Below are 23,189 nucleotides of genomic sequence, written 5' to 3'. Positions count from 1 at the left end.
AGAGGCGGAAGTTGGGTGCGCGTACGTCTACGTGAAGCCCGGCGATGACAGTCTTTTTGTGGCCGAATCTGGTAACACCTCATTCATGACAGCCCCTGAAGCGACGTCAGACACGCCCGCGACGCCTGAGCCAAAGCCCGCCGTCACCTCCTGGCGCGACAGCTTCGCGGTGTACCTGCAGCCGCGGGTGCTGATCGTGCTGCTGCTCGGCTTCTCCTCGGGGCTGCCGCTGGCGCTGTCGGGCTCGACATTGCAGGTGTGGATGAAGGAGGCCGGGGTCGATCTCGGCACCATCGGGCTGCTGGCGCTGATCGGCACGCCCTACACGCTGAAATTCCTCTGGGCGCCGCTGGTCGATGCGCTGCATGTGCCGCTGTTCACGCAAGTTTTCGGGCGCCGCCGCGGCTGGCTGCTGCTCTCGCAGCTGGTGCTGATGGCGACGATCCTGGTGCTGGCGGTGGCCGACCCGGCGCGCTCGCCATGGTTCGCGGCCTTCGCCGCGCTGTTGGTCGCGACCGCGTCGTCGACGCAGGACATCGTGGTCGATGCCTTCCGCGTCGAAAGCCTGCCCGAGAGCGAGCAGGCCGCCGGCATGGCGTCCTATGTCGCGGCCTATCGCGTCGGCATGCTGGTCTCGACCGCCGGCGCGCTGTTCATCGTCAGCGGATTCGAATCCGCAGGGCTCGCGCGCCCGTCCGCGTGGATGTGGGGCTATGTGGTGATGGCCGCGCTGGTCGTGATCGGCATCGTCACCGCGCTTGCCGCGACCGAGCCCGCCCAATCGAAGGGCGCGGAGGCCGCAACGCACGCGCAGAACGCCGCCGAGCGCGTGCTGCACGCGGCGCTCGGCGCGTTCTCCGAGTTCCTCAGCCGCAAGGATGCCTTCGCAGCGCTCGCCTTCGTGGTGCTGTTCAAATTCACCGACGCGTTCTCGGGCACCATGACCGCGCCGTTCGTGATCGACATCGGCTTTTCCAAGGTCGATTACGCGGCGATCGTGAAGGGCGTTGGTCTTGCCGCAACCCTGATCGGCGGTTTCGCCGGCGGCTTCGTGGCGCGGCGCTATTCGCTCGCAACGAGCCTCTGGATCGGCGGCGTGCTGCAGGCGATCGCCAACCTGTCGTTCTCCTGGCTGGCGCATGTCGGCGTCGATCAATGGGCGCTGGCGCTCGCGATCACCGCGGAGAATTTCACCAGCGCGATCGGCACCGTGATCTTCGTCGCCTATCTGTCGGCGCTGTGCCGCAATCCGCTGCACACCGCGACCCAGTACGCGCTGCTGACCGCGCTCGCGGCGGTCGGCCGCACCTATCTGTCATCGGGCGCGGGCTATGTCGCCAAGGCGGTCGGCTGGCAGATGTTCTTCGTGATCTGCGTGCTGGTCGCGATCCCGAGCCTGATCCTGCTAGCCTGGCTGCAGCGGCGCGGGCATTTTGATGAGCTGGGGCCGGTGCGGGTTTAGCCCAACTGCCGTCGGCCCGAGCAGGCGCCCGAACTCTCCCCGCGTCGTCCTGGCGAAAGCCAGGACCTATAACCACCGCACCTGGTCGTGACAGGGATTCTGGCCGCAGCGTCGCGCAATAACCGACAGTTGGGGTAATGGGTCCTGGCTTTCGCCAGGACGATGATGCGGATGGTTCTCGATTCGATGAGATTTACTTCGCCACCACGCTCCACTTGGTGACGATGGCTTCGCTCATCTCGCCGGCGTCCTTGGCGCAGGTGACCTCGTCGACCTTCACCGAGATGGCCTTGCCGGAAAGGCTCTTGAGCTGCGCGGCCTGGGCATCGTTGGTCGGAATCAGCTGGAAGGTTTCCGGCCCGGTTTCGAGATTGCACAGGCCGTTCGGCGGCGGCAGGCGGCGCGGCTCGCTGGTGATCTGGTAGGTCGCGACGCGCTTGCCGCGATTCTTGGCGTCGCGCACCTTCATGACGCCGAGTTCCCCCGACAGCACGTCGCCGGCATGGATCATCTTGCCGGGCTTCTGCGGCGCATCGCTCTGCTGCGCGATCGCACACGGCGCGACCAAGGTCGCCGTCAAAAATGCAAAGCCGAACCGTGCGCCGAATCGGTGTGTCGTCATTTTCAGGTGTTCCGTATTTGATTCGTCAGAGCGTGGATGACCATCCTCGAATCGTCATCCACCCTATCATTTTGTTTCAGCGCGATCTTTTCGACTTGTGACGGATCGCTTGGCAAAATCGGCCGGGTCCGGCCCTGGACCGGTTGCTTAAAACAGCGTCCGCTGCCGCATGGCTGCGGATAGCGTACCTTCATCGAGGTAATCAAGCTCGCCGCCAACAGGCACGCCATGCGCCAGCCGCGTCACCCGCACATTGGCCTCCGACAACAGGTCGGTGATGTAATGCGCGGTGGTCTGGCCATCGACGGTGGCATTCAGCGCCAGAATGATCTCGGTCACCTCAGGCGCGTGGGCGCGCGCCACCAGCTGGTCGATGGTGAGATCCTGCGGGCCGACGCCGTCGAGCGGCGACAACGTTGCACCGAGCACATGATAGCGGCCATTGGTCGCATTGGCGCGTTCCAGCGCCCAGAGATCGGCGACATCGGCGACCACGACGATGATCGAGGGATCGCGGCGCGGATCGGTGCACACCGTGCAGGGGTTTTGTGTATCGATGTTTCCGCAGGTCTTGCAGACCTGGATCTTGTCGATCGCGACCTGCAACGCCGCGGTCAGCGGCGTCATCAGCGCTTCGCGCTTCTTGATCAGATGCAGCGCCGCGCGCCGCGCCGAACGCGGACCCAAGCCCGGCAGCCGCGCCAGCAACTGGATCAGGCGTTCAATCTCGGGGCCGGCGACGCTTGCGGCCATTTAGGTCGGACCAAATCCCGGCGGCAGGCCGAGCCCACCGGTGAGCGCCATCATCTTCTCCTGCATCGCCGCCTCGGCCTTGCGGCGGGCATCGCCATGCGCCGTGACCAGGAGATCCTCGAGCACCTCGCGCTCCTCCGGCTTCATCAGCGACGGATCGATCTTGACGCCCTTCACTTCCATCTTCGCGGTCATGCGCACCGCGACCAGACCGCCGCCGGAAATGCCCTCCACCTCGACATTGCCGAGTTGCTCCTGCATCTCCTGCATCTTGGATTGCAGCTGCGCTGCCTGCTTCATCATGCCGAGAAAATCAGCCATGCGTGCGTTCCTATGATCGGATCAATCGTCGTCGCTGTCAGAAGTTTCAATCGGGTCTTCGCCTGATACATCCGCCACCGGAACCTCGGCGGCAAGGCGGCGGACCTCGATCACCTTGGTGCCCGGAAAGCGCGCCAGCACCTCCTGCACGCGCGGATCGGCCTCGGCCGCGCGCTGATGCTCGCTGCGCGCCAATTCGTTCTGCGAACGCACCGTGGGCTGGCCGGCCTCGTTGGAAATGATCACGGTCCAGCGCCGCCCGGTCCACAGTTCGAGCTTGCGCGGCAGATCGGTGATGAGCGTGCGCTGCGCCTTCGGCTCGAGTCCGATCTCGAGCTGGCCATCCTCGATGCGCACCAGCCGCACATCGGCCTCCAGCGCGCTCTTGGTCATGATATCGCGCTTCTCGCCGGCGAGCGCGATCAGTTGCGGAAAGCTCGTGATCCGCAGCACCGGCGCGGCGTCGGTGACCGGTGAGGCCATCTGCGGACGCGCGGCAAGATCGGCCCGCGGGCCGGCCTGCGGTGCACGCATCGACGCCGACGGCATGGCCGATATCGCCGAAGCCGGTGCGCCGCGTGACGGCGATGATGCGGCGGAACCTGACGTCGCGGGCGCCGCGCCGGCGCCATTCTGCTCGATCATCCGGATCACTTCATCCGGTGTCGGCAGGTCGGCGACATAGGCGATCCGCACCAGCACCATCTCGGCAGCAGCCGCCGGCCGCGTCGCGGTCTGCACCTCGGCGATGCCCTTGAGCAGCATCTGCCACATCCGCGACAGCACACGCGTCGACAGCTTCGCGGCGAATCCGCGCCCCCGCACCCGCTCGGTCTCGCCGAATGCGACGTTGTCGGCGGTCCCCGGCACGAATTTCACGCGGGTGACGAAATTGACGAACTCGGCGAGATCGGACAGCACCACCACCGGATCGGCGCCGACATCATACTGGGCGCGAAATTCGGCGAAGGCAGCGGCGATATCGCCGCGCGCCAGCGAATCGAACAGGTCGATCACGCGGGTGCGGTCGGCAAGGCCGAGCATCTGCCGGACCGCGTCGGCCTTCACATGGCCGGCGGCATGCGCGATCGCCTGGTCGAACAGCGACAACGAATCGCGCACCGAACCTTCGGCCGCGCGCGCGATGATGCCGAGCGCCTCGGGCTCGACCTCGACGCCTTCCTTGGTGGCGATATTGCCGAGATGCTTCATCAGCACGTCGGCCTCGACGCGGCGCAGGTCGAAGCGCTGGCAGCGCGACAGCACCGTGATCGGAACCTTGCGGATCTCGGTGGTGGCGAACACGAACTTGGCGTGCTCCGGCGGCTCCTCCAGCGTCTTCAGGAAGGCGTTGAAGGCCGCCGTCGACAGCATGTGGACTTCGTCGATGATGTAGACCTTGTAGCGCGCGCTCGCCGGCGCATAGCGCACGCTGTCATTGATCTGGCGGACATCGTCGACGCCGGTGTGGGACGCAGCGTCCATCTCCAGCACGTCCATGTGCCGGCTTTCCATGATCGCCTGGCAGTGCACGCCGAGGTCCGGCATGTGGATGGTCGGCCCCTTCACCGAGCCGTCGGGCTTCTCGTAGTTCAGGGCGCGGGCGAGGATGCGGGCGGTGGTGGTCTTGCCGACCCCGCGGACGCCGGTGAGGATCCAGGCCTGCGGAATTCGCCCGGTCTCGAACGCGTTCGAGACGGTGCGGACCATGGCCTCCTGGCCGATCAGGTCCTCGAAGCTGGAGGGGCGGTATTTGCGGGCGAGAACGCGGTAGGGCTTGTTGGCCGCCTCAGGCAGCCCGCCGAGATCGAAACCGCTCTGGTTCGCACCGTCGGACGGTCGGGAGGGGTCGCCAGCGCCGTTCATGCGTCGATCCGCAACTTGGGTGTCTCTTCAGCCGGCGTGCGGACAGGAGCCGAAATCGAGCGCCGGGCGCGGAGACCGCCATTCCAGCGCGATTCGCTCGGAAAAAACAGGTAGGAGACTGACGAGCGACCCGATCCGGACCTCGTTAGGGCTGCTTCCTTCCGGACCTGACCCGGTTGGCGAGTGGCTCGTCCACCGCCAATCTCCCGGTCCCTATTTGGGGCCAAAAGCGCCGGAAAGCAAGCGGCCTGACCCGGCTTTGTGGGGCTGGCTGAGGCTGGCTTTGTGGGGCTTGTCTGGGAACACGGAAAGGCATTATTTGCCTCCCATGCCCGCCTCCAACTGGTCGCTGCATTCGCAGCTCAAAAAAGACACCATCGACGTCGGCGACCTGCCGCTGTGCAAGGTGCTCGTCATCAAGGATGCGCATTATCCCTGGCTGCTGCTGGTGCCGCGGCGCGACAATGCGGTCGAGATCATCGACCTCGACGAGGTCGAGCAGGCGCAGCTGATGACCGAGATCACCCGGGTCTCGCGGGCCCTGAAAGAGATCACCAAATGCGACAAGCTGAATGTCGCGGCGCTCGGCAACCTCGTCCCGCAGCTTCACGTCCATGTCATCGCGCGCCGCACCAGCGACGCTGCATGGCCGCGTCCCGTCTGGGGCGTGATGCCGCCGCTGGCGCATGACGCCGAGGAAGTGCAGAATTTCATCAGCGCGCTTCGCCGCAAGATCTGGTTGGGTTGAAAATTCAATGTCCGCATCCGATTCATTTCCGCTCGGCCAGCCGGCCTTCGTCACCCATGTGCTCGACCGTGCCGCGCATCTGCGCAGCAACGACGAGAAGCTGTTCGCGCTGGAGGGTCATCGCGAGGCGCGCGCCTATGTGATCTATCGCGACTCGCTGGTGGTGAAGCAGGAAGATGGCGGCGCCCGCGCGCTGCTCTCGCTGGACGAGGCGCGGAGCTACGGTGCCAATCCCGGCACGATCTTCCTGGGCTTGCGCGATGCGGCGCCGATCTTCGGCATGGGGATCGCGCCGCAGGCGGCCGAGAAGCTGGTCGGACGCAGCGATGTTGCGATCACCGAATTGCGCGGCATGGCGATGCAGGGCGTGGTGCCGCCGGAGCAGCTGTCGGCGATCGCGATGGCGAAATCGATGGTCACCTGGCACCAGCGCCACGGCTTCTGTCCGAACTGCGGCACCCGCACGGCGATGCGGGAAGGCGGCTGGAAGCGCGAATGCCCGAGCTGCAAGGCCGAGCATTTCCCGCGCACCGATCCGGTCGTGATCATGCTGGTGACGTCAGGCGACAAGGTGCTGCTCGGCCGCCAGAAGCAGTTCATGCCCGGCATGTATTCCTGCCTCGCCGGCTTCGTCGAGGCCGCCGAGACCATCGAGGATGCGGTACGGCGCGAGATTTTCGAGGAAAGCGGCATCCGCTGCACCGACGTCAACTACTACATGACGCAGCCCTGGCCCTATCCGTCATCGCTGATGATCGGCTGCACTGCGCGTGCGACCAACGAGGACATCGTGGTCGACCGCACCGAACTCGAAGATGCGCGCTGGTTCGACCATGCGGAGGCGACGCTGATGCTCAAGCGCCAGCATCCCGACGGCCTCGCCGGCCCGCATCCGTTCGCGATTGCCCATCATTTGCTCGGCCGCTGGGTGCACCACCGAAACCCGCTCGACCAATAGCGGGAACCGGACATCGTTCTGCCGATTAGACTGGACAAAGATTGTGTAAGTCGACGGAACCATTGCGACGGATCCCTGCATGAATTTTCAAGACGGCGCCCCGAAAGTCCCGCCCCGCATCCTCTGCATCGGCCTGCCGGTGCGCGACCTGACCTTCCGCGTCAACGTTCCGGCGCGCGGCTCCAAGGAGAATGCGACGCATTTCGACGAGATCTGCGGCGGCAACGCGCTGAACGCCGCGATCGGCATCGTCCGGCTGGGCGGCCGCGCCTCGATCTGCGGGCCGATGGGCGATTCGCGGGAGACCTCGAGCCGCTACATCTTCGACAAGCTGGCGCAGGAAGGCATCGAGACCAACCATCTCATCCACATGCCTGATCTGGTGACGCCGATCTCGGCAATCATGATCGACGACACCGGCGAGCGCACCATCGTCACCTTCCGCGATCCCGAACTCTGGAAGGTCAAGCTGCCGCCGACCGACCTGCTGCTGGAGGATTGCGCGGCGATCCTGACCGAGAGCCGCTGCGCGCCGTTCTGCACCGAGCTGTGCGCCGAGGCCGTCAAGCGCGGCATTCCCGTCGTGGTCGACGTCGACCGCGCGATGTCGATGCGGGAAGGGCTGCTGACCGCCTCCTCGCACCTGGTGTTCTCCAGCGAGCCGCTGCAGCAGACCGCCGACGTCACCGATGACGGCCAGGCGCTGCACAAGCTCGCCAAGCTCACCCGCTCGTTCCTCGCGGGCACCCGCGGCCCGAAGGGCACGATCTTTCTCAACGAGCAGGGCGAGCTCGAGGAGAGCCCGGCCTTCCCGGTCCATACCGTCGACACGCTCGGGGCCGGCGACGTCTTCCACGGCGCATTTGCCCTCGCCATTACCGAGAAGCAGGAATTGCGGCAGGCGCTGCGCTTTGCGTCCGCGGCCGCAGCATTAAAATGCACCCGCTTCGGCGGCGCTTATGCCGCACCGCAACGTACTGAAGTTGAAGCGTTTTTGGGCGAACACGTCGACGCCCGGCCGGCCTGACCGGTCAGGAACCGCTTGCGCGAGAAGATTTTTCTCTATATGAGGGAGTTTGATCCTTCATATGGAACTTTCTTCTATGTCCGAACTCGCTATTCAGCTTCATGACAATAACCGCCGCCTCGACGCCATCGATCGCAAGATCCTGACGGTGCTCCAAGAGGATGCCTCGCTCTCGGTCGCCGAGATCGGCGACCGGGTCGGGCTGTCGTCGACGCCGTGCTGGAAGCGCATCCAGCGGCTCGAGGCCGACGGCGTGATCCTGCGCCGCGTGGCGCTGGTCGACCAGAACAAGATCGGGCTCGGGATCTCGGTGTTCGTCTCGGTCGAGAGCGCCGACCACTCCGAAGCCTGGCTGCGCAAATTCGCCGACGCCGTCAGCGCCATGCCCGAGGTGATGGAGTTCTACCGGATGGCCGGCGACGTCGACTACATGCTGCGCGTCGTGGTCGCCGACATGCAGGCCTATGACGTGTTCTACAAGAAGCTGATCTCGGCCGTGCCGCTGAAGAACGTCACCTCGCGCTTCGCGATGGAGAAGATCAAGTCGGTGACGGCGCTGCCGGTGCCCGCGGCGTAAGCGGCGCCCTCAACTGTCATCGCCCGCGCAGGCGGGCGATCCAGTACGCCGCGACGTCTCGGCTCAATCATTGCCGTCTCTGGAATACTGGATCACCCGCCTGCGCCTGCGCGGGTGATGACACCGTGCCTGCGGCAACAAAATCAAATCTTCTGATTGTACGCGCCGACCTCGGGATGCGTGCGCAGCACCGAATCCATCGCCTCGAACATGTCGCGCATACGCTGCTCGCTGACCGGGCTTTCCACCACGACCACGAGCTCCGGCTTGTTCGAGGATGCCCGCACCAGGCCCCAGCTGCCGTCGGAGACCGTGACGCGGACTCCGTTGACGGTGACGAGATCGCGGATCGCCTGCCCCGCGACCAGCGCGCCGTTCTGCTGCAGCGCCTCGAAGTGCTTCACCACGGCATCGACCACGCCATACTTCGCCTCGTCGGCGCAATGCGGCGACATCGTCGGCGATGACCAGGTCTTCGGCAGCGCGTCCTTCAGATCGGCCATCGACTTGCCGGGGGCGCGATCGAGCATCTCGCAGATCGCGATCGCCGACACCAGGCCGTCGTCATAGCCGCGGCCGAACGGCTTGTTGAAGAAGAAGTGACCGGACTTCTCGAAGCCGGCGAGCGCGCCGAGCTCGTTGGTGCGGCGCTTCATGTAGGAATGCCCGGTCTTCCAGTAGACCGTGTTGGCGCCCTGCCTCGAGAGCACCGGATCGGTGACGAACAGCCCGGTCGACTTCACGTCGACGACGAACTGTGCGTTGGCGTTGATCGCCGACATGTCGCGCGCCAGCATGACGCCGACCTTGTCGGCGAAGATCTCCTCGCCGGTGTTGTCGACCACGCCGCAGCGGTCGCCGTCGCCGTCGAAGCCGAGCCCGACATCGGCCTTGTGCAGAAGCACCGCATCGCGGATCGCATGCAGCATCTCCATGTCTTCCGGATTCGGATTGTATTTCGGGAAGGTGTGATCGAGCTCGGTGTCGAGCGGAATCACCTCGCAGCCGATCACCTCCAGCACCTGCGGCGCGAATGCGCCCGCGGTGCCGTTGCCGCAGGCGGCGACGACCTTCAGCTTGCGCTTCAGCTTCGGCCGGCTGGTGAGGTCGGCGATGTAGCGCGCCGGATAGTTCTCGTGAAACTGGTAGGAGCCGCCGGCCTTGTTGTTGAACTCAGCATTGAGCACGATCTGCTTCAGCCGCGTCATCTCGTCGGGGCCGAAGGTGAGCGGACGGTTGGCACCCATCTTGACGCCGGTCCAGCCATTGTCGTTGTGCGAAGCGGTGACCATCGCGACGCAGGGCACGTCGAGATCGAACTGCGCGAAATACGCCATCGGCGTCACCGCCAGCCCGATGTCGTGCACCTTGCAGCCGGCCGCCATCAGGCCCGAGATCAATGCGTATTTGATCGAGGCGGAATAGCCGCGGAAATCGTGACCGGTGACGATCTCCTGGCTGACGCCGAGCTCCGCAATCAGCGCGCCGAGCCCCATGCCCAGCGCCTGCACGCCCATCAAATTGATCTCCTTGTTGAACAGCCAGCGCGCGTCGTATTCGCGAAACCCGGTCGGCTTCACCATCGGCTCGGATTCAAAGGCATAGGTGTTCGGGACCAGCGCGGATTTCGGCTTCGGAAACATCAGAGATAGCCTCGTGGAAATGCGGAGGAACAATGCTGCTGGCTTTAGCGAATGCGTCGCCGCAGCGAAAGGCAGGATTGACGGCTTGTGGCGAATAATTACGGCAGATTTGGCGTCGGCGAAATACCTGCACGCCGGCGCAATCCGCCGCGCTATTGCGCCCTGCGAGCTGCTCTGCGCATCGAACAATTGACACGTCGGGCAACTCACCGATACATTTTCATCATCGCAACAATTAAGCCCGCACCGGAAAATCCGCTGCGGGCTTTTTCAATCGGACAGGTCGCTGTCGGCCAATCCACTGCCGGGCGCACTGGAATTGGCCACCACAGCGAGCCGAACGCGCTGATAGCCAGGGCCGCTCCCGCCGACAGACGGGCGCCCGAAGACGATGGGCAAGCCGAACCGGAAGTGACGCTTCCGCGCCATCGCGCAAGCCATCCTTCAAGCACTTTGCCCTCAAGCACTTGCCTTCAAACATCCAAAGCCAACCCAGCCCTCTCCGCGAGGTGCGGTCACGCACGGGCTCGCCCGAAGCTGTCCGCAATATCTGTAGGTGATGATCAATGCCCAATTACTCTCTGGTGCCGGTGGACCATCAGCCGGACTTCGATGACTACTCGCTCGTTCCCGTTGACCACGATCCGTTCGCCGCGGATGGCGTAACTCAACTGGCGCAGTTTCAACAGCCGCCGACACCGACTCAACCGGCGCAGCCACAGCCGCAAACCCAATTGCAACAGTCTGCGACAGGAGCCGATCAACCCGGCGTCAATGGGCCGGCGACTGGCAGCAACCCCAGCGGATCGGGTGGCGTCGCCGGCGTCGGCGATGCAGGAAGCGATCCAAACAACCCGACTTGGGCTCAAGGCTGGTCGATCGAGTCCAGCCCCTTCGGCGGAAATCCGGCACCAACGCAGTCCCTGACGGATGATCAGCTCAACCTCATACGTCAGAAAATCGTCGATCGAGCTAACGCTCAAATTGGTTCAACCGCATGGACCACCGGGGTGGCAAGGGGAAATTTCGCTGAAAGAAAGAACAAGTGCAATTTGTTCGTGCATGAGATGCTGACCGATGCTGGGACGAGTCCCGGTCTCCCGAATGGGCATTGGTATTGGAAGCATTTTCCGCCCGCCGCCGGACAATGGGCAGATCCATCGTATGCAATTCCCGGATGGCGCGTCCTGGGTCCCGACGAGTCGCCCCAGCCGGGCGATGTGGCGGCGCAACCGAGAGATTATAGCGACGCGACGGGGCATGTCGTGATCGTGGGGCCGAACAACACGTTCATCGGCGTCGGGTCTCCTCCCTACGATGGGGCTCCCGAAAAGATTGAAAGCGGCCCAAAAAGGACATGATAGTACGCGCCCCTGCCAAGGGTCCGATACTGTATCGACGCTATGTCGGGCAATAACGTGCGACGTTTCATCCTGTCTTGTGTACTGTCGCTCGGCTGCGCGTTCGCGCTCTGTCTGAATGCCGCCAGCGCGGCCTCCAACGGGAGCGAAGCAAGCGCGCCGCACGATGAAGACAAGTATCAAGCCTATGTCGAGAAAGTCGCCCAGGCGACAAGAGATGATGCTGTTGACCGCATACCGCCCCAATATCCCCCGTCCGGCGACGCGTTCGAAGAGCTTGTGGCCGCCGCGCCAGAGAACATCGATTTTTGCATTCGCTATCTAACGGAAGGAAGGGAGGGCGGGCGCATCGCCCTCTATGCGATGTATCAACTCGATGTCGATGACTATGTCGTGCTTATAAGAAAATTGGTGAAACTGTACCGCAGTGGCCTGTTACCCGAACTCTCATTAGCAGGAGCGATATATTATCGCTATTCTCTTGTTGCCCGTGATCATTACGATCATCCGAAAATTCAGGCACTTTTCAAGGAATTGGCGGCACAAGACTTTCCGGACCATATCAAGTGGGAAATTAGATATATCCGTTCTGGTGAGGGGTTTGCGAAGAAGAGATGGCGGGATTTTGATCGGGAGTGCTCGCGCTGGTCGGAGATACGATCGATCTCAGCATGCGTTTCGCTGGCGGCGGAGATATTGAGGGTCTATGCGGTCTCTTTGGCGACGCGGTGATCAGAAGGCGTCTTGATGGCGCAGCCGCTTACGCTTGAACAGTTGTGGGGCCGAATGCCAACTTCCTCGGTGTTGGAGAGAGCGAAAAGATCGAGAGCGTTGCTGCAAAGATGATGGGTAAAAATCAGCCTGGTGGTCTGCTGGTTTATTCGTCGTTACGAGCCTTAGCATGCGGCGCGCTCGAATATGGCTCTTGCTATGCTTCGGATGCCTCTTCGGTTGCTGTCCAGAAATCGCTGCCGCCGAACCATCTAGTCGTAAGGCCGACGGCTCGTATGACGCTAGGAGTGATAGGGCTTTGCTGGATCGGCTCATGACCTCCGACCCACAGGACTGGTGTGCAGTCAGTTCCTGTCCTCGACCCGCTCCCCCTGAATCATCCGGCAGCGGTGCAGCGAGTAATTATGAGGGATACGCGGACAAGGTTGTTGCCACGGACCAGAACCATGAGCGTGTTGGGGTTTCAGTCTACGAGTGGCTCGGCATAAATAGCTTCCAGCAACTTGTCGATGCGAGCGCCAGGAACCCCGATTTCTGCATCCGATTTCTCTCGGAGAAAAAGTACTCAGAACGCCAGAGACACGTAGCAATTCTGTCGATGTATGGGCTTTCGATTGATCAACATGTGGTCTTCGTCAGGAAACTGATGAAATTACGTGACCAGGATTTGATATCTCCCGAGGAGCTCACGAGCGCCATGGTGCCTCGTTTATCGACGATGCTGGTTTTGGCAAACTACCAAGACGAGGGCATTCAGTCGCTTCTGAACGAGCTGGAAGCGCGGGATGATATTGGTCCTTCTCCCAAGTCCCGGATACGGAGCATTCTTTCGGGTGAGGCGCTTGAGGAACGTCGATTATTTGATTTGGAATGCTGCTCGGTGCGGCAATGAGCTGCTCCCGGTTCGGTGGACACCGGGCCAATCCCGACTGCGACAGAATCTCTTGCCAGCAAGGCCAAATGGAAGAGATGGAGTCAAAGCGCCCCTGCGCTACGCTGTTGCGCCCCACGAATTGCTTGAGCGCTATCGCTCCGACCCGGCATTGTTTCTAGGGGGCGCTAGGGATGGACAGGCAGGTATTGCCGTGCGGTTGTCATTTCAGCCGCTCCCGGCGCTCTGCAATCTGCGCAACGAATAATTGACACGTCGGGCAACTCACCGATACATTTTCATCGTCGCAACAATTGAGCCCGCACCGGAAAATCCGCTGCGGGCTTTTTCAATCGGACAGGCCGCTGTCGGCCAATACGCTGCCGAGCGCGCCGGAATTGGCCACCGCAGCGAACTGAACTCGCAAATAGCCAGGGCCACCCCCACCGACAGACCGGCGCCCGGCGAAGGCGATGGGCAAGCCGAACCGGAAGCGACACTTCCGTGCCATCGCGCAAGCCATCCTTCGAGCACTTTGCCTTCAGGCACTTAAAGCCAACCCAGCCCTCTCCGCGAGGTGCGGTCGCGCACGGGCTCACCCGAAGCTGTCCGCAATATCTGTAGGTCATGATCAATGCCCGATTACTCTCTGGTGCCGGTGGACCATCAGCCGGACTTCGATGACTACTCGCTCGTTCCCGTTGACCACGATCCGTTCGCCGCGGACGACATCATTCAACGGACAAGGACGCAACCGGCAAGCCATGCGCAAACGGATGCGGGTTTCGATCGGCCGCCGTCCGTTCCGCAAACGCCGGGGTCCGCGCCGCCACACTCGATTGCGGCGGGGGCCGCTGACTTCTTCAGGTCCATCCCTCGCGGAATCGCTTCTGGCCTGAATAGTGCGGGGAGCGCATTGGCTCGCGCCACGCAGGCCGAAATGGGGCAAGACGTGGACGCGCCGACTCCAGCACAGGGGATGGACATTCTTGAGAAGAATGTAACCGGACCCATGCACAGGCCGGAAGGCCGGGCGGGCAAACTCGGTGCATCTGTCGGGGAATTTGTCGGCAATCCCGCTTCCTATGTCGTGCCCGGAGGATTGCCGTTCAAAGTCGGAGCGGCTGCGCTGGGGGGCTTGGGGAGCGAAGCTGGCGGTCAACTTGGTGAGGGAAGCTCGCTGGAGCTGCCTCTCCGGATTCTCGGCGGCCTGGTCGGTGGCCTTGGTGCCGCCAAGATAGCACCTGCGAGCAGGGTGAGGCCGCCGACGGGTGCAGTTGAAGACGTTCCAGGCGCTGGGCTTCGTAACCTATATCACTACACCGACGAGGCTGGTCTGAACGGCATCCTGAATGAAGGAAAGCTAAATCCTTCTCTGAAAGCCCGAAGACCACGCGATGTGAAGTATGGCAACGGTCAGTATCTTACCGATATTGAGCCCGGCACAATGGAGCCGGAAAAGCTTTCGGTGGCCCTCGTACAAAATCCCCACCAAGTGAAAAAATTCACTCACTACCTCGAAATCAACCCGGCCGGTCTGAATGTCGTTGAGGGCCGGTCCGGCGTTTATGTTATCCCAAACGAAGGACCGTTGGATTTGAACAACAGGATTATCCGCAGCGGAAAGGTGTCCGACCAATGACCTATCTCAAAGTGAAGTGGATTCACGCGTACCCCGATCAACCGGTCCTGATCTACAGCGAGTTGGATCACGAACGTTGGGAGCTTCGTAAGGTCGAAATCTTTTCCGACGGAAGGATCTGGTATGCCGATGCTGAAGTTGAGGTCGGGGACACGGGCCTTGGTCAGATGCCATTGCCGTCCGTTGAAGAGATCGCCGCCGATCCCCAGTTCGTGCCGGAAGTGATATCAAAGGCCGAGTTCGAAAAAATCTGGGCAATGGCGACGGCGTGAACTGGTTTCGCCGCTGCACGGCAATTAAGCCCGCATCGGAAAATCCGCTGCGGGCTTTTTGAATCGGATGGGCCGCTGTCGGCCAATACACTGCCGAGCGCGCCGAAATTCGCCACCGCACCGAGCCGATCTGGCTGATAGCCAGGGCCGCCCCACCGACCGACAGGCGCCCGGCGAAGACGATGGGCAAGCCGAACCGGAAGTGACGCTTCCGCGCCATCGCGCAAGCCATCCTTCAAGCACTTTGCCCTCAAGCACTTGCCTTCAAACATCCAAAGCCAACCCAGCCCTCTCCGCGAGGTGCGGTCACGCACGGGCTCGCCCGAAGCTGTCCGCAATATCTGTAGGTGACGATCAATGCCCAATTACTCTCTGGTGCCGGTGGACCATCGGCCGGATTTCGTTGACTACTCGCTCGTTCCCGTTGACCATGATCCGTTCGCTGCAGATGGCGTGACTCAACAGGCGCAGATTCAACAGCCGCCGACACCTACTCGACCAACGCAGCCACAGCCGCAAACCCAGTCGCAACAGCCTGCGACAGGAGCCGGTCAGCCCGGCGTCAACGGGCCGGCGACTGGCAACAGCTCCAGCGGATCGGGTGGCATCGCCGGCATCAAGCGTTTCGGCGGCGACGAAGGTGGTGACTATCCGAGCCGCAATGCGGGGATCGGCTTCGAAAGCGCGGAGAGCGCATGGGATGCTGCCCTCAAGGAAATGAAAGACCTTGGTGCCCAATATTACCCGGAAGAGACCAAGAGGAGGGGCTTTATCCCGGAGCTGGGCGTCGAAACCTTCAAACGCAACGGACTATACTACTACGATCAGATAGCGCGCGGGTACCAAGAGGGAGCGCTGGGCGGTGGCGTGGGGTTTGGCGATAGCGGTGCGGTCGCAAGAGGGCACATGCATTGGGATAGTCAGGATGAAAGTGATGGAGATAGAGCCAACGCGCGCGCTTACACTCAGCAAGTTCCAGATTACAATGCATGGGTTGGATCTTGGTATGGGTACAAAAAGTATTGGCATAACGGCAAGCCAACGGGGCGCGGGATGCCGGATTGGAACCGATACAAATATTGAGGCCTGTCGATGAAAACAGTCGCGCTCGCTGGAGCTTTATCGCTTCTACTTGCCAGTTCAACGTTATGTATCGCGAACTCCAGTCCCTGGTGCGCAGCGGATGTTGCGATCTTGAATTTCAAAAATTACAAAGGTCAAGATCTTGCAAAGATCGAGCTTCGTTCCCTCAAAGCGGTTTGCGATCGTAACCCGGGAAAGGAAGGGTTTGGCGCAAACCTGGAACGCTCGATGCGCATCGAACACAATGGGCAATGGACTGACGTGCCGAAAGCGTGTCTGTCCGGTTTTTCTTTTGCGGTGGAGGGGCTGGCGCTATCGGGTGACGATGCCGGTCTGGGCATACTTCTTATTGGAAAATCGACGGACGACGACAAGCGTGTAAAACGCTCGATATTCAAATTGGACGATGGGATTTCCTGCTATCAGATAGAGCGCTATCCGAATGTCGACGATCAGGATCACGAAATTAGGGAGTACAATAGGGACTTACAGTAGGTGCGCCCGGAGACCGACTCGACACTCTGCGCAAGCGCTTCAGTGATCCGAGTTTCTGCCGAAATGGGGACATGATCCGCATCGCAGGGGAAGACATGGAGAGGTCTTATGAGGCTTCTTAGGACCGGGATACTCGCGCTTTCGCTAACCGTGACGGCGACCGTTGGGCTGGCTGCGGATTACGAAATTTTCGCTGAGTTTGCGACTGTGGAGACTGGGGTAAACCATTATGCCGTCGAACGCCTCGACCACAAGAACGGGAGGCTTCATCACTGCACCGCAGTCCTCGACGCCGAGACTAAGCAATTAACCGGTCAATGCACCGAGAGGCCCGGCTTTCCGGAGAAAACGACCGGCATTAACGTACAGGGAGGGATTTCAGACATTTTTGGCGGATTGCCGGTGTTAGGCTCTTGGAAAATCGATCCGACTACCGGGAAAACCGAGTTCTGTATTTCAGACCCTGGTCAGTGCGTGGAGGTAACTCCGCAATAGACTTGGATAGGGCCTTGATGCCAATCGGCCTTACTGCTCCAGCAACAATTTGCCGTTGGCATATTCGAAGCGCTTCAGCTTCGACAGGAAGGACAGGCCGAGCAGGTTTTCCGACAGCGCCTCATCCGGCAGCACCAGGGCGTCGACGTCGCGCACGGTGATGCCGCCGATCTCGACCATCGCGATGCGGGCGCGTGCGGCCTTGATGGTGCCGTTGGCGGTGGTGACGCGCGAGGTGTAGTCGCCCGGCACCGGGCGCAGCCCGAAGCGCGCGGCCGAGGTCTCGTTCAGGGCGACCACGGAGGCGCCGGTGTCGACCATGAAGTTGATGCGCTGGCCGTCGATCCGGCCGTCGGTCGCGAAGTGACCGCGCGGATCGGGCGTAATGCTGAGCGTCCGGGCGCTGGCCTGCGCCACCGTGACGGCCGGAGCGATGGTCTGCTTTGCGGTCGTCGCGGCGGCGGGCGACATCTTGCTGGCCATCTGGGCCATGAAGGTGCCCAGCCCGATCAGGATGGCCGCGAAAATCATCAGGTTACGCATGACACCATACTCGGAAAACCGAACACGCAATTTCACCACGCCGCCCGCCCCGCCGCGAGCGAGGGCGGCAGCACGAGGCTGCCATTTTGACGAAAAGGATGAGCGAAGGGTTAATGCGAGCCCGGAGAGGCGGCCGAATGACATCGGCCGCCCGATTTGCCGGCTTCAAGCAGCCTTCTAGGCCGTCCTGGCGACCGGGCTCGGCATCGCCACGCGCAGCGCGTAATAGACCGCGCCGGCGATCGCGACACCGAAGAACCAGCCATAGACCGCCCACCAGGCCGGCAGGATCGAGGTGAAGTTCGGCAGCACCGACGAGAACAGGGCGCCGACCGCGGCTGCGATCAGTGCGCTGACGTTCCAGCCGTTCTGGAAGCGATACTCGCCGTGCTCCTGGTACAGCGCCGGCACGTTCACGCGGCCCTTCGCGATCAGATAATAGTCGACCATCATGATCCCGTAGATCGGCCCCATGGTGGCGCCGATCAGCCCGACGAACGAGGCGGCGCTGCCCTCCCAGGGCGCAAACGGATACAGCGCCAGCGCGATCAGCGCCGCGATGTAGCCGCCCTTCTTGAAGTCGATATGCCGCGGGAACACGTTGGAGAAATCGAACGCCGGCGAGACGAAATTGGCGACCACGTTGATGCCGAGCGTCGCGACCGCAAAGGTGACCGCGGCGAGCAGCGCCAGGAACCAGCTGTCGAACTTCGCCGAGATCTGGTCGGGATGCAGCAGCACCTCGTGGTAGACGTTGAACGCCGCGATCGTGGTGACGCCGGCGACCAGCGAGAACAGGATCAGATTGACCGGCAGGCCCCAGATATTGCCCTTGCGCAGCGCGTTGACGTCAGGCGCGTAGCGCGAGAAGTCGCAGAAGTTGAGATAGAGCGCGGCGAAATAGGTGATCCAGGTCGCGGCGACGGCGCACAGCGCCGGGAATGAGCCGGGCACGCCGGGCACGCCGGCCTCCTTGGTCTTCTCCAGCAGCACGTCCTGCGGGATCGGCGCGGTGAGCGAGATGCCGCCGGCCGCGATGCAGAGATAGATCGCGAGGATCAGCATCATCAGCCACACCGCAGGTCCGGCCCAGTCCTGGAAGCGGCGCACCGTCTCCATGCCGCGCTGGATGATCAGGAGTTGCAGCGCCCAGATCACGACGAAGCAGATCACCTCGAGCGTGGAATGGCCGAGCATGTGGCTGGACTGGTGGAACGCCTTGAAGCTGTCGATGCGCGTCAGCAGCGCGACGATCGCCCCTGATGCCGCCGCGGTCTGCGCGCCGTACCAGAAACAGGCGACGATGGCGCGCACCAGCGCCGGGATGTTGGCGCCCCACACGCCGAACGAAGCCCGCGCCAGCACCGGATAAGGCACGCCGGTCCGCACCCCGGCATTGCCGACCAGGCTCATCAGCACGAAGATCACCAGCGAGCCGATGCCGATCGCCAGGATGAAATTGACGAAACTGCCGCAGAGCAGGAACAGGCTGGCGGCGAGATAATAGCCCCACAGACTGTGGACGTCGGAAGTCCAGACGTTGAAGATGCTGAAGGCGCCCCAGTTGCGTTCCCTGGCCGGCGCCAGGTCTTCGTTGTACAGCGACGGCGATGCGTTCTTGATCTCCACGACGGCCTCCCCAATTGCGAGCCCGTGATCCCATCCCAGCCCGCAAATCTAATCACCGTTTGCTGGCGCTCGCCAGCGGAAGAATTCATTCAGCTCGTCATCCATGGCCGCGCTCGCTTCACCTCTCCCCTTGAGAGAGGTGAGCCACGTCCGCCGGCAACTCAGGTGCCGCGCGGCTTCACGCGCCTGGTCGGCAGCGCGCTGGCGGGATCTTCCGGCCAAGGATGGCGCGGATAGCGGCCGCGCAGGTCGGAACGGACGGCGGCATAGCTGCCGCGCCAGAAGCCGGGCAGATCGCGCGTCACCTGCACCGGCCGCTGCGCCGGCGACAGCAGTTCCAGCACCAGCGGCACCGCGCCCCTGGCGATCGAAGGATGGGTGTTGAGCCCGAACAGTTCCTGCAGCCGGACGGCAATGGTCGGGCCCTGCTCGGCCTCGTAATCGATCGCAAGCTGCGTTCCGGTCGGCGCCTCGAAATGCGTCGGCGCCTCGCGATCGAGCCGGGCGCGCAAATCCCACGGCAGCAGCGCCATCAGCGCGTCCGACAGGTCACCGGCCGACAGATCCTTCAGCGCGGTCTTGTCGTAGAGCGCGGGTACCAACCAGGCGTCGGCGCGTGCAGCGAGCGCGGCGTCGGACAGATCAGGCCAACTGTCGTCCTCGGCCTTGCGCAGGAACATGACGCGGTCGCGCCATTGTTTCGCTTGCTTCGACCACGGCAGGCGGTCGAGACCCACAGCGATCAGGCCGTCGGCGAACTCCCGCGCGGTCTCGGCAGATGGCTTGAGCGGCATCGGCGATTCCGAGAACGTGATCGCATGCAGCGAACGGCGGCGGCGCGCGCGCAGTGCCATCGCGCCGCGGTCGAACGTCACCTCCTCCACATTCTCGATCTGGTCAGCGAAGCGCTGCTCGATCTCGTCCTGGGTGATCGGCGCCGCCAGCAGGATGCGGCCGCTCGCGGCCGTGCCGGTCAGCTCGGCGACCGCGATATAGGGTAGCCGCGCCAGCGCCGCGGTCTGCTCGACCGCCGCGCCGCGGCCGTTAGCGAGCACGAAGCTGCCATTGCCGCGGTTCTTCGCGACCCGGTCCGGAAACGCGAAAGCCAGCATGACGCCGGTCGAAAGGTCTGCGTTAGGGACGCGAGAGCGGTAGGGCTCCCCTCCCCCTTGCGGGGAGGGGTTGGGGAAGGGGGTGGCCCCGGGAGAAACTGCCCGTGTGGCCCCCTCTCCCCGACCCTCCCCCGCAAGGGGGGAGGGAGAAGTAAGTGCGTCCTCGTTTGCCTTCACCTGCGAGGCCCAGCGCGCGGCCATGCTGCGCGCGCTCGAGGCACGCGGCGAGCGGTCGCGGCGGAACTGGTCGAGCCTGACGTCGAGATCGACGCTGTCACCGCCGAGCCCGCGCTCGGTCAGCACGGCGGCGATCTCGGCCGCCTCCTCGCTCATGCCGAAGCGGGCGGAATCCACGATCATGCGTGCCAGCCGCGGCGGCAGCGCCAGCGCGCGCAGGCTCTTGCCTTCCTCGGTGATGCGGCCGTCTGCGTCGAGGGCGCCGAGTTCGGACAAGAGCGATCTCGCTTCCTTCAGCGCCGGTCCCGGCGGCGGATCGAGGAAGGCAAGGCCTGCGGGATCGCTGACGCCCCATTGCGCGAGGTCGAGCACCAGCGATGACAGATCGGCGGAGAGGATCTCGGGCGCGGTGTAGGCCGGGAGCGACGCGGTCTGCGGCTCGTCCCAGAGCCGGTAGCACACCCCGGGCTCGATACGGCCGGCGCGGCCGCGGCGCTGATCGACCGCGGCGCGCGAGGCCCGCACGGTCTCGAGCCGGGTCAGCGCCGTGTCAGGCTCGTAGCGCGGCACCCGCGCGAGGCCGGAATCGACCACGATGCGCACGCCCTCGATGGTCAGCGAGGTCTCGGCGATCGAAGTCGCCAACACCACCTTGCGAATGCCCTTCGGGGCTGGCGCGATGGCGCGGTCCTGCACGGCGGCATCGAGCGCGCCGAACAGCGGCACGATCTCCACTGAAGCGTCGTGCACGCGCTCAGCGAGGAAGGTTTGGGTGCGGCGGATCTCGGCTGCGCCCGGCAGGAAAGCGAGCACCGAGCCGGCATCGGTACGCAGTGCGGTCGCGATCGTCTCGGCCATCTGCCGCTCCACCGGCGCGTCGACCTTGCGGCCGACATAGCGGGTCTCGACCGGAAAGGCGCGGCCCTCGCTCTCGACCACGGGCGCATCGCCGAGCAGCTTTGCGACCCGCGCGCCGTCGAGCGTTGCCGACATCACGAGGATGCGCAGGTCCTCGCGCAGGCCGGTCTGCGCGTCGCGCGCCAGCGCAAGGCCAAGATCGGCATCGAGCGAACGCTCGTGGAATTCGTCGAACAGCACGGCGGCAATGCCGTCGAGCTCGGGATCGTCGAGGATTTGCCGCGAGAAGATGCCCTCGGTGACGACCTCGATCCGCGTCGCCCGCGACACCTTGGAGCCGAAGCGCACCCGATAGCCGACGGTCTCTCCGGGCCGCTCACGAAGCGTCTTGGCCATCCGCTCGGCACTGGCGCGTGCAGCGATGCGGCGCGGCTCCAGCACGATGATCTTTTTGCCTTTGGCCCAAGGCGCGTCGAGCAGCGCCAGCGGCACGCGCGTGGTCTTGCCGGCGCCGGGCGGCGCGACCAGCACGGCGGCGTTGTGGCGATCGAGCGTGCGGTCGAGCTCGTCGAGCACGGCGTCGATCGGCAGCGGGCTATCGAATTGGTGCGGCAAGGAGTCTCATCGCGGCGGCGCTCGGCCGGGCTTGCGTCCTGTGGTTAACGAACGTCGGATTCTCTTGGGATTTCCAAGCCTCTTAGACCATTCGCCCGGTCCAGGGAACCGGGGACAGGGCCGACGTTCGCTGGCACATCCTTTGTATTGATAAAGGAGAAAGCAACCGATCGGGCCGATGATGGCGCCGATCACGCCGAAACGGGACAAGGATGGCTACAAACGGCACAGTCGCTGCGACAGATCGTTCCACCGGGAGCGTGAGCGCGCGTGTCGATTGGGTCGATTATGCCAAGGGCATCTGCATCATCATGGTCGTGATGATGCACTCGGTGCTGGGGGTCGAGAAGGCCGCCGAGCAAACCGGCTTCATGCACTATGTCGTGATGTTCGCAAAGCCGTTCCGGATGCCGGACTTCTTCCTGATCTCGGGGCTGTTCCTGTCTGTGGTGATCGACCGCGACTGGCGCACTTATCTCGACCGCAAGGTGATGCACTTCGCCTATTTCTATGTGCTGTGGGTGACGATCCAGTTCGGCTTCAAGGCGCCGTCGCTGGCGGCCGAGACCGGTTGGGCCCAGGTCGGGCTGCAATATCTCGAGGCCTTCATCGAGCCGTTCGGCACGCTGTGGTTCATCTATCTGCTGCCGATCTTCTTCGTCGTCGCTAAGCTCACCCGCAATGTCCACCCGCTCGTCATCTGGCTGATCGCGGCAGCGCTGGAGAGCGCGCATGTCACGACCGGCTGGACCGTGATCGACGAGTTCTGCGCCCGCTTCGTCTATTTCTTTACCGGCTATGCCCTGGCCGGTTACGTGTTCGCGCTGTCGGACCGCGCGCGGGCACGGCCTGCGCTCGCCCTGCCCGGGCTTGGGCTGTGGGCCCTCGTCAATGGCGGCCTGGTTGCGCTCGGGGTCAGCGAATGGCCGGTCGTCTCGCTGGCGCTCGGCTTTGCCGGCGCCTGCGCGATCATCGTGACCGGCACGCTGCTGGCGCGGGCGCAATGGCTCGGCTTCCTGCGCTTCTGCGGCGAGCACTCGATCGTGATCTATCTGGCCTTCTTCCTGCCGATGGCCGCGACCCGCACGGTTCTGCTGCGGTTCGACGTCATCCCCGACATCGGCCTGATCTCGCTGATCGTTACCGCGGCCGGCGTCGCCGGTTCGCTGCTGATCTGGCGGCTGGCGCTGGCGGTACGGGCCAATTTCCTGTTCGAACGGCCCGACGCGTTCTGGATTGCCCCGAAAAAGGCATCGCCCGCTTTGCAGGCGGCCGAATAGGCCCAGGTAGTGCCGAAAGTCATAAGCCGGATTCGTTCCCACAGCGG

The 23,189-nt window shown here is 63.3% G+C and carries 22 protein-coding genes and 1 other RNA gene; 14 read left to right on the top strand and 9 right to left on the bottom strand.

Annotated features, from left to right (window positions below):
• Positions 1–85 precede the first annotated feature (85 nt).
• Entirely contained in the window at positions 86–1,462 is a 1,377-nt protein-coding gene (locus tag ACTUWL_RS18705; RefSeq protein ID WP_021079586.1) for an AmpG family muropeptide MFS transporter, read from the top strand.
• 193 nt (positions 1,463–1,655) lie between these two features.
• On the opposite strand, the gene ACTUWL_RS18700 is transcribed toward ACTUWL_RS18705, so the two are convergent.
• From ACTUWL_RS18700 to ffs, 5 genes are all read right to left on the bottom strand, one after another.
• Positions 1,656–2,084 carry a hypothetical protein gene (locus ACTUWL_RS18700; RefSeq protein ID WP_021079587.1) on the bottom strand — a complete coding sequence of 143 codons (429 nt, stop codon included), beginning with the start codon at positions 2,082–2,084 and terminating at the stop codon, positions 1,656–1,658.
• Between the two features lie 147 nt (positions 2,085–2,231).
• The gene (gene recR, locus ACTUWL_RS18695; RefSeq protein ID WP_021079588.1) at positions 2,232–2,837 is read right to left on the bottom strand and encodes a recombination mediator RecR; all 606 of its coding nucleotides are present in this window, start codon (positions 2,835–2,837) and stop codon (positions 2,232–2,234) included.
• Positions 2,838–3,158, bottom strand: coding sequence for a YbaB/EbfC family nucleoid-associated protein (locus tag ACTUWL_RS18690; RefSeq protein ID WP_021079589.1), 321 nt, complete (start codon positions 3,156–3,158; stop codon positions 2,838–2,840). It lies immediately after the preceding gene.
• 21 nt (positions 3,159–3,179) lie between these two features.
• A complete protein-coding gene (locus tag ACTUWL_RS18685; RefSeq protein WP_021079590.1) occupies positions 3,180–5,024 on the bottom strand; it encodes a DNA polymerase III subunit gamma/tau in 1,845 nt (614 codons plus the stop codon).
• A 110-nt stretch (positions 5,025–5,134) separates the two neighbouring features.
• Positions 5,135–5,231: signal recognition particle sRNA small type (gene ffs, locus ACTUWL_RS18680), an RNA gene on the bottom strand.
• 121 nt (positions 5,232–5,352) lie between these two features.
• Between ffs and ACTUWL_RS18675 the strand changes: the two genes are divergently transcribed.
• The 4 genes from ACTUWL_RS18675 to ACTUWL_RS18660 all read left to right on the top strand — a co-directional run bounded on the left by ACTUWL_RS18675 (position 5,353) and on the right by ACTUWL_RS18660 (position 8,334).
• Complete coding sequence (locus ACTUWL_RS18675; RefSeq protein WP_021079591.1) at positions 5,353–5,772, top strand: HIT domain-containing protein; 420 nt, start codon at positions 5,353–5,355, stop codon at positions 5,770–5,772.
• 7 nt (positions 5,773–5,779) lie between these two features.
• Entirely contained in the window at positions 5,780–6,730 is a 951-nt protein-coding gene (gene nudC, locus ACTUWL_RS18670; protein ID WP_021079592.1) for an NAD(+) diphosphatase, read from the top strand.
• Positions 6,731–6,809: 79 nt separating this feature from the next.
• Complete coding sequence (locus tag ACTUWL_RS18665; protein ID WP_021079593.1) at positions 6,810–7,757, top strand: sugar kinase; 948 nt, start codon at positions 6,810–6,812, stop codon at positions 7,755–7,757.
• Between the two features lie 76 nt (positions 7,758–7,833).
• A complete protein-coding gene (locus ACTUWL_RS18660) occupies positions 7,834–8,334 on the top strand; it encodes an Lrp/AsnC family transcriptional regulator (protein ID WP_021079594.1) in 501 nt (166 codons plus the stop codon).
• Positions 8,335–8,477: 143 nt separating this feature from the next.
• Here the strand turns inward: ACTUWL_RS18660 and ACTUWL_RS18655 are convergent, their stop codons facing one another.
• Positions 8,478–9,977, bottom strand: a complete 1,500-nt coding sequence (locus ACTUWL_RS18655) for a phosphomannomutase/phosphoglucomutase (protein ID WP_021079595.1) — start codon at positions 9,975–9,977, stop codon at positions 8,478–8,480.
• A 566-nt stretch (positions 9,978–10,543) separates the two neighbouring features.
• On the opposite strand from ACTUWL_RS18655, the gene ACTUWL_RS18650 reads away from it, so the two are divergent.
• The 8 genes from ACTUWL_RS18650 to ACTUWL_RS18615 all read left to right on the top strand — a co-directional run bounded on the left by ACTUWL_RS18650 (position 10,544) and on the right by ACTUWL_RS18615 (position 16,928).
• Positions 10,544–11,338 (top strand): hypothetical protein, encoded by a 795-nt coding sequence (locus ACTUWL_RS18650; protein ID WP_021080879.1) that lies wholly within the window; start codon positions 10,544–10,546, stop codon positions 11,336–11,338.
• Positions 11,339–11,395: 57 nt separating this feature from the next.
• Positions 11,396–12,070, top strand: coding sequence for a hypothetical protein (locus ACTUWL_RS18645; protein ID WP_146160321.1), 675 nt, complete (start codon positions 11,396–11,398; stop codon positions 12,068–12,070).
• A gap of 313 nt (positions 12,071–12,383) precedes the next feature.
• Complete coding sequence (locus ACTUWL_RS18640; protein ID WP_146160320.1) at positions 12,384–12,962, top strand: hypothetical protein; 579 nt, start codon at positions 12,384–12,386, stop codon at positions 12,960–12,962.
• Positions 12,963–13,575: 613 nt separating this feature from the next.
• Positions 13,576–14,583: an HYD1 signature containing ADP-ribosyltransferase family protein gene (locus ACTUWL_RS18635; protein ID WP_021080876.1), complete on the top strand. Its 1,008-nt coding sequence runs from the start codon at positions 13,576–13,578 to the stop codon at positions 14,581–14,583.
• Positions 14,580–14,855: a DUF6881 domain-containing protein gene (locus ACTUWL_RS18630; protein WP_021080875.1), complete on the top strand. Its 276-nt coding sequence runs from the start codon at positions 14,580–14,582 to the stop codon at positions 14,853–14,855. The genes ACTUWL_RS18635 and ACTUWL_RS18630 overlap by 4 nt, the downstream gene beginning before the upstream one ends.
• A 357-nt stretch (positions 14,856–15,212) precedes the next feature.
• The gene (locus ACTUWL_RS18625) at positions 15,213–15,938 is read left to right on the top strand and encodes a hypothetical protein (protein ID WP_021080874.1); all 726 of its coding nucleotides are present in this window, start codon (positions 15,213–15,215) and stop codon (positions 15,936–15,938) included.
• Between the two features lie 9 nt (positions 15,939–15,947).
• On the top strand, positions 15,948–16,433 hold the full coding sequence (locus ACTUWL_RS18620) for a hypothetical protein (RefSeq protein ID WP_146160319.1): 486 nt from the start codon (positions 15,948–15,950) through the stop codon (positions 16,431–16,433).
• 108 nt (positions 16,434–16,541) lie between these two features.
• Positions 16,542–16,928 (top strand): hypothetical protein, encoded by a 387-nt coding sequence (locus tag ACTUWL_RS18615; protein WP_021080872.1) that lies wholly within the window; start codon positions 16,542–16,544, stop codon positions 16,926–16,928.
• 30 nt (positions 16,929–16,958) lie between these two features.
• On the opposite strand, the gene ACTUWL_RS18610 is transcribed toward ACTUWL_RS18615, so the two are convergent.
• The 3 genes from ACTUWL_RS18610 to hrpB all read right to left on the bottom strand — a co-directional run bounded on the left by ACTUWL_RS18610 (position 16,959) and on the right by hrpB (position 21,862).
• Complete coding sequence (locus ACTUWL_RS18610; RefSeq protein ID WP_021080871.1) at positions 16,959–17,471, bottom strand: TIGR02281 family clan AA aspartic protease; 513 nt, start codon at positions 17,469–17,471, stop codon at positions 16,959–16,961.
• A 177-nt stretch (positions 17,472–17,648) separates the two neighbouring features.
• Complete coding sequence (locus ACTUWL_RS18605) at positions 17,649–19,100, bottom strand: NCS1 family nucleobase:cation symporter-1 (RefSeq protein WP_021080870.1); 1,452 nt, start codon at positions 19,098–19,100, stop codon at positions 17,649–17,651.
• A gap of 161 nt (positions 19,101–19,261) precedes the next feature.
• The gene (hrpB, locus tag ACTUWL_RS18600; RefSeq protein ID WP_021080869.1) at positions 19,262–21,862 is read right to left on the bottom strand and encodes an ATP-dependent helicase HrpB; all 2,601 of its coding nucleotides are present in this window, start codon (positions 21,860–21,862) and stop codon (positions 19,262–19,264) included.
• A gap of 212 nt (positions 21,863–22,074) precedes the next feature.
• Here hrpB and ACTUWL_RS18595 point away from each other — a divergent pair, with 212 nt between their 5' ends.
• Positions 22,075–23,142 (top strand): acyltransferase family protein, encoded by a 1,068-nt coding sequence (locus ACTUWL_RS18595; protein ID WP_021080868.1) that lies wholly within the window; start codon positions 22,075–22,077, stop codon positions 23,140–23,142.
• The last annotated feature ends 47 nt before the right edge of the window (positions 23,143–23,189 follow it).

The sequence above is a fragment of the Bradyrhizobium sp. WCU1 genome (assembly GCF_053474805.1).
This window is presented reverse-complemented; position numbering and strand designations above follow the sequence as displayed.

Coding starts and splice junctions, on each gene's coding strand:
- ACTUWL_RS18705 (WP_021079586.1), top strand. CDS start 86: ATGACAGCCCCTGAAGCGACGTCAGACACGCCCGCGACGCCTGAGCCA.
- ACTUWL_RS18700 (WP_021079587.1), bottom strand. CDS start 2,084: ATGACGACACACCGATTCGGCGCACGGTTCGGCTTTGCATTTTTGACG.
- recR (WP_021079588.1), bottom strand. CDS start 2,837: ATGGCCGCAAGCGTCGCCGGCCCCGAGATTGAACGCCTGATCCAGTTG.
- ACTUWL_RS18690 (WP_021079589.1), bottom strand. CDS start 3,158: ATGGCTGATTTTCTCGGCATGATGAAGCAGGCAGCGCAGCTGCAATCC.
- ACTUWL_RS18685 (WP_021079590.1), bottom strand. CDS start 5,024: ATGAACGGCGCTGGCGACCCCTCCCGACCGTCCGACGGTGCGAACCAG.
- ACTUWL_RS18675 (WP_021079591.1), top strand. CDS start 5,353: ATGCCCGCCTCCAACTGGTCGCTGCATTCGCAGCTCAAAAAAGACACC.
- nudC (WP_021079592.1), top strand. CDS start 5,780: ATGTCCGCATCCGATTCATTTCCGCTCGGCCAGCCGGCCTTCGTCACC.
- ACTUWL_RS18665 (WP_021079593.1), top strand. CDS start 6,810: ATGAATTTTCAAGACGGCGCCCCGAAAGTCCCGCCCCGCATCCTCTGC.
- ACTUWL_RS18660 (WP_021079594.1), top strand. CDS start 7,834: ATGTCCGAACTCGCTATTCAGCTTCATGACAATAACCGCCGCCTCGAC.
- ACTUWL_RS18655 (WP_021079595.1), bottom strand. CDS start 9,977: ATGTTTCCGAAGCCGAAATCCGCGCTGGTCCCGAACACCTATGCCTTT.
- ACTUWL_RS18650 (WP_021080879.1), top strand. CDS start 10,544: ATGCCCAATTACTCTCTGGTGCCGGTGGACCATCAGCCGGACTTCGAT.
- ACTUWL_RS18640 (WP_146160320.1), top strand. CDS start 12,384: ATGACCTCCGACCCACAGGACTGGTGTGCAGTCAGTTCCTGTCCTCGA.
- ACTUWL_RS18635 (WP_021080876.1), top strand. CDS start 13,576: ATGCCCGATTACTCTCTGGTGCCGGTGGACCATCAGCCGGACTTCGAT.
- ACTUWL_RS18630 (WP_021080875.1), top strand. CDS start 14,580: ATGACCTATCTCAAAGTGAAGTGGATTCACGCGTACCCCGATCAACCG.
- ACTUWL_RS18625 (WP_021080874.1), top strand. CDS start 15,213: ATGCCCAATTACTCTCTGGTGCCGGTGGACCATCGGCCGGATTTCGTT.
- ACTUWL_RS18620 (WP_146160319.1), top strand. CDS start 15,948: ATGAAAACAGTCGCGCTCGCTGGAGCTTTATCGCTTCTACTTGCCAGT.
- ACTUWL_RS18615 (WP_021080872.1), top strand. CDS start 16,542: ATGAGGCTTCTTAGGACCGGGATACTCGCGCTTTCGCTAACCGTGACG.
- ACTUWL_RS18610 (WP_021080871.1), bottom strand. CDS start 17,471: ATGCGTAACCTGATGATTTTCGCGGCCATCCTGATCGGGCTGGGCACC.
- ACTUWL_RS18595 (WP_021080868.1), top strand. CDS start 22,075: ATGGCTACAAACGGCACAGTCGCTGCGACAGATCGTTCCACCGGGAGC.